Genomic DNA, 5161 nt, shown 5'->3' with positions numbered 1-5161 from the left:
TCGCACCCATGGGTCCCGTGCAACAAAAAGCACGGGGGTAGGACCACAGGTGTAACCGGATCAATCCCGGCTTTCCCTGCGCGATGGGTTACGGCTTATTTCGTGCTCTCCTCGGCGAGACCGGGCTTGTTTGTCACCGTCATCCGCGAGAGACCTTGGCCTCTTGCGAAATCAACACCTGCCACTGGGGCGTCAGGACCACACGACTTCACCGTCCGCTATCCACGCGCACTCGTCTGTCGCGCATCCAGCGTCCACCGCATCCCACACCACGTTCGTGACGATCGCGAGCCGCCCCTCATCCGGGCGAGACAGGCGGATTATTAGCCTGATTTGCTCTGCTGGAAAACCGAAATATTTTTCATTCAAGGGCTTGCGCCGTCGGGCAAATCAGCGCTAACGGCGGCACCGTTTCCGGGAAGGAAAACTCGCCCGGCAAGCGTGAGTGCGTAGGGAGGGTGCTCCCCGATCGAAGCACCGAAAATATGCCGTTTAGCACGCGCCGATCATCGACACGGGGCAGGCCTCTCGGCTTGTTGGGCAGCAGCGGCTAGATTACGCGCCATTCGAACTCGGTCAGGTCATATCGGCTCATTTTGAGCTTGAATCAGAGTTCGGCACGATATGAAAGCCACCAGCCGCAAGCGCCCCTTTTCGCCGCTCGTCCATAAATTGGGCGTGCCCCTAAACGGTCCTTGGCGATGTTCTGCGACCCGTGACAAAACCGCAAGATCGGTCGAGCACGTTATAGCGATTAGCGACTAGTTGGAGCCGCCACGGCGGGTGCTGGACGACATCGACCGGCATCTCGACAGTGATCTGGACCTGGAAACGGCGACCGGTGGCGCGGTCTTTTCGAAGTTTCATTTCGATGGGCCTGTAGGCCGCTGGTCACCTCATCGCGCATTTGAGAGACACACCCATGACAACGACGTACGCTCCCAAACAGACAACCACTCGCGGGCATACCGTTCAAATCAACTACATTGAGATGTACTACGAGGAGTACGGAGTCGGAAAGCCTCTGGTACTCCTGCATGGGTTTGGCGGTTGTGTACAGAACTGGCTTCCCTTTGCCGCCGAGCTCTCAGAGCACCATCGCCTGATCGTCGTGGATCTGCGTGGCCATGGTCACTCCACCAATCCCGAGAACAAGTTCACACATCGGGAAGCGGCCAATGACGTGTTCCTCTTGCTTGAAAAGCTGGGGGTTGGTCACTTCTCGGCTATGGGCATCAGTTCCGGCGGGATGACGCTACTGCACATGGCAACGAGCCAACCGAAGCGCATCGACTCAATGGTATTAATCAGTGCAACTACCCATTTCCCGGATCAGGCAAGGGTTATCATGCGCAGAGCTTCGTTCGACGTCATGCCCCAACAAGTTCAAGAAATGTATCGGGAGTGCGCAAAACGCGGTGACGAACAGATCGGTCAACTGATCGAACAGTTCAACGCGCTGGGCGAAAACCATGACGATATGAATTTCACCGCACAAGATCTATCAACCATTACAGCTCGTACGCTTGTTGTGCACGCTGATCGCGACCGCTTTTTTCCCGTTGAAATTGCTGTAAGCATCTACCGTTCTATTCCGGATGCCGCGTTATGGATTATTCCCGGCGGCGAGCACGCTCCTATTTATGATCCCATCGTTCCATTCACCTCAACGGCCCTGCGATTCCTTGATGGGCCAGACAGCAAGTTGCAATCAGCGGCCGAACAACTAGCTGGAGCCGCCACAGAGGAAGGACGATGAAGGCAGCGCTTCAAAACTACCATGCCCGGATGCAGCGAGTGCTGGACTACATCGACCGGCATCTTGGCAGTGATCTGGACCTGGAAACGCTGAGCGATGTTGCGGCCTTCTCGAAGTTTCATTTCCACCGGCAGTTTAAGGCGACCTTCGGGTTATCTGTGCATCGCTATGTCCAGCTTGCCCGTATGAAGCGCGCTTCGCACCAGCTGGCCTACATGGACGCCCAAAGCGTCACGGACATAGCGATGGATGCGGGTTACGATGCACCGGATGCCTTCGCCCGCGCCTTTCGGCAACGGTTCGGGCAATCGCCTTCGTCGTTCCGGGAATCTCCCGACTGGGAGCCGTGGCTTGCGGCCTTCGGACCTCTCGACAACGCGAGGAGCAAGCTCATGCGGAAGACTTTTACCACTGACGACGTGACGATCCGCGATGTGTCCCCCACGCCGGTGGCGATCATGGAGCATCGGGGCGACCCGGCGACGCTCGGCGCCACCATCCAGCGGTTCATCGCGTGGCGCACGGCCGCTGGCCTGCACCCCAAGACAAGTCCGACCTTCACTGTCTGGCGTTCCGAGCGGCGTCCCGCGTCGCCTGCCGATTATAGCGTGGACCTTTGCGTCGGGACCGGCCAACCGATCGAGGCGAACGGCGAGCAGATCAAAGCCGGCGAGATCCCTGGCGGACGCTGCGCGGTGCTGCGCGTCGTCGGCAACACCGACAATCTGGAGCCCGCCGCGCTCTACCTTTATCGCGACTGGCTTCCGGCCGGCGGCGAGGAAGCACGCGACTTCCCGATCTATTGCCAGCGGCTGGGCTTCTTCGCGGAAGTGCCGGAGCATGAGGCGGTCGCGGAACTGTTTGTGCCGGTGAAATAGCGCACTGCCTAATTCGCCCTGCAAATGAAACGCACCGGCATCGCCCTATCGCGCGGGTTTCTTGCCCGGTCGTTTTTCGGCGCGCAGCGCGCCAGTCTTGTGAACCTTCGAGCGCGGCGCGGCGAGGCCGGGCGGCGGAAGGCGCCATTCGAGCGCGAGCGTGGCGGCGAAGCCGAACAGGCTGGAGCGGCTCATGCCGAGTTCGGCGGCGCGCTTGTCTATCCGCGCAATCAGGCTCTTCGGCAAATAGACGTTCACGCGCTCCGACGGATCAGGTGGATCGACGCCGACCATGAAGAAGGCCGCGATGTCGGAGCCCTTCGGCGGCTCGATGCGCTCGATCGGCGTCGGCTCCGGCAGCGTGCGACCCTGCTCGGCCCAGCCGTCCACCGCCTGCGCCAGCGCGGCTTCCGCGCGCTCGATCGCCTCTTCCTGCGATCTGCCGGCAGCGACGCAGCCGGGAAAGTCGGGGAACCAGGCCCCGAACGCGCCGCGGGGCCCGCGCTCCAGCACTGCCGGATAAAGCCGTCTCTTCATTCTGGCCTCCGTCGTTGAGGTATGCTATTTAACACACGTGAGTGTGTCAAATCACACATCAGTCGATGGCTGGGAGCGCCGAGAATGGACCCGCAAGCCGAGCTCCGCGTCATCCGCGCAGCCTATGCCAAGCAGATCCTGGCCGCCGCAAACGTCAGCAACGAGCCCCTCGCCGCGGCGTTCGCCGCCGTTCCCCGCGAGGAGTTTGTCGGCCCCGGGCCGTGGATGATGCTGCGGTGGGGGAGCCGCGACTATGTGCCGACGCCCGAGGCCGATCCCGCCTATCTCTACACCAACGATCTGGTCGCGCTGCTTCCCGAGCGCCGTCTCAACAACGGGCAGCCGTCGCTGCACGCCTATCTCATGCACCAGGCCTCGCCTGCCGCCGGTGAGCATGTGGTGCATATCGGAACAGGCACCGGTTACTACACGGCGATCCTCGCGCACCTGGTCGGACCGTCCGGTCGCGTGACAGGCATCGAATATGATCCGGACCTTGCTGCGCGCGCTCGTGCTAATCTTGCGCCCTACACAAATGTCGAGATCATCGCGGGCGACGGCACGCTTGTGGCGTTCGATCCAGCCGACGTGGTCTATGTCAATGCCGGCTGCACCCGACCCGCCGCGCGTTGGCTTGACGGTCTTGCCGATGGCGGTCGCCTGATTCTGCCGATGACGTCGGATGAGGGATTCAGGGGCGGCGCGCCGGATCAGATGGCACAATCCGGCGCCGTGTTCCGGATCCGGCGCGACGGACCAGACTATCAGGCTGCCTGGATCTCACCGGTCGCGATCATTCCCTGCGACGGTGGCCGCGACGAGGCGTCGGAAAAGGCTTTGGCCGACGCCTTCGCCCGCGGCGGCTGGCAGAACGTGACGCGGCTTTATCGCCATCAGGAGATTCCCGACGCGCGCTGCTGGCTGCGCGGCGATGGCTGGTGCCTCGCCTGTGACTGATACGTAGGCGGGTCAGCGGAGCGTAACCCGCCACCATTCGCGACACGCGACAGCGGTGGATCACGCCTTCCGCGTCAGTTGAGCGAGCGCGGACGCAGTCGGCTAGTCCACCTTACGATTGTGGGCCGTCCTTTCGCTCGAACATCAGGATCATGTTGTTGGCCGGCATCTCGAACGTGCCGGCGAGCTTCAGGCCGACGCTTTCCGCGAGCTTCTCGAGATCGGCGATATCGCGCACGGCCCATTCGGCGTCACGCTCGCGCAGGATGGTGTCGAACACCGCGTTGCTGAGCGCCGTATGCTTGCCGCCGCGCTTGAACGGGCCATAGAGGAACAGCCGTCCGTCGGGACGCAAAAGGCGCCCGGCGCCGGCGAACAGGCCCTCGGCGACGCGCCACGGTGCGATGTGGATCACATTGGCGCAGAAGATCGCGAGCAGCTTGTCCGGACCGCGGCCATCCGGCGGCGCCACCGACCAGGCGGGTTCCGACAGATCGATCCGCTGCGGCGGCTGGATATTGGCGAGGCCGGCCTCTGCACGCCAGGCCGCGATGCTGCGCAGATGCGCGGCATGGAGATCGCTCGGCCACCAAATGATGTCGGGCGCCTGGCGGGCGAAATACACCACATGCTGGCCGGTGCCGCTGCCGGCCTCCAGCACGTCGCCAGACCGGCCGGCCAGAAAACCTTTCAGGACCGCCCAGATCGGCTGATGGTTGCGGTGGAACGCGGCCGCATCGAGCCGCCCGTGCGCCGCGACCGGCCCGCCGTCCTTGCCGAACTCGACCAAAAATTCCGCCACCGCAATCTCCCTGTCAGCCGTATGTAGACCGTGCCGACGCAATCGGCAAAAGCGGAACCGGCACTCCAACCCAGCCCGTCATCCTGAGGCGCTCGCGAAGCGAGCCTCGGAGGATGCACGGCCCCGCTGGTGGCCGTCGCCCTTCGAGGGCCGCTGAAGAAGCGGCCACCTCAGAGGATGTGATTGTTTTGGTAGCTCGGCAAGGAAGTGTAGCCGATGGCTGGCGCA

The 5161-nt window shown here is 62.6% G+C and carries 5 protein-coding genes and 1 pseudogene; 3 read left to right on the top strand and 3 right to left on the bottom strand.

Features of this window, described 5'->3' with window-relative positions:
- Nucleotides 1–460 precede the first annotated feature (460 nt).
- Nucleotides 461–595: pseudogene (locus ACFFWD_RS08795) on the bottom strand (transposase); the annotation flags it as partial.
- Nucleotides 596–922: 327 nt separating this feature from the next.
- On the opposite strand from ACFFWD_RS08795, the gene ACFFWD_RS08790 reads away from it, so the two are divergent.
- The gene (locus ACFFWD_RS08790) at nucleotides 923–1759 is read left to right on the top strand and encodes an alpha/beta fold hydrolase (RefSeq protein WP_376963733.1); all 837 of its coding nucleotides are present in this window, start codon (nucleotides 923–925) and stop codon (nucleotides 1757–1759) included.
- On the top strand, nucleotides 1756–2637 hold the full coding sequence (locus tag ACFFWD_RS08785) for an AraC family transcriptional regulator (protein ID WP_376963730.1): 882 nt from the start codon (nucleotides 1756–1758) through the stop codon (nucleotides 2635–2637). Before ACFFWD_RS08790 ends, ACFFWD_RS08785 begins: the two co-directional genes overlap by 4 nt.
- 45 nt (nucleotides 2638–2682) lie before the next feature.
- On the opposite strand, the gene ACFFWD_RS08780 is transcribed toward ACFFWD_RS08785, so the two are convergent.
- The gene (locus ACFFWD_RS08780; protein ID WP_376963727.1) at nucleotides 2683–3174 is read right to left on the bottom strand and encodes a type II toxin-antitoxin system HicB family antitoxin; all 492 of its coding nucleotides are present in this window, start codon (nucleotides 3172–3174) and stop codon (nucleotides 2683–2685) included.
- Nucleotides 3175–3258: 84 nt separating this feature from the next.
- Here ACFFWD_RS08780 and ACFFWD_RS08775 point away from each other — a divergent pair, with 84 nt between their 5' ends.
- Nucleotides 3259–4131, top strand: coding sequence for a protein-L-isoaspartate O-methyltransferase family protein (locus ACFFWD_RS08775; protein ID WP_376963724.1), 873 nt, complete (start codon nucleotides 3259–3261; stop codon nucleotides 4129–4131).
- Between the two features lie 112 nt (nucleotides 4132–4243).
- On the opposite strand, the gene ACFFWD_RS08770 is transcribed toward ACFFWD_RS08775, so the two are convergent.
- A complete protein-coding gene (locus ACFFWD_RS08770; protein ID WP_376963721.1) occupies nucleotides 4244–4933 on the bottom strand; it encodes a DUF938 domain-containing protein in 690 nt (229 codons plus the stop codon).
- Nucleotides 4934–5161 lie beyond the last annotated feature (228 nt).

The organism is Bradyrhizobium erythrophlei, from assembly GCF_042430365.1.
In the GTDB taxonomy this organism is placed as follows: domain Bacteria; phylum Pseudomonadota; class Alphaproteobacteria; order Rhizobiales; family Xanthobacteraceae; genus Bradyrhizobium; species Bradyrhizobium erythrophlei.
This window is presented reverse-complemented; position numbering and strand designations above follow the sequence as displayed.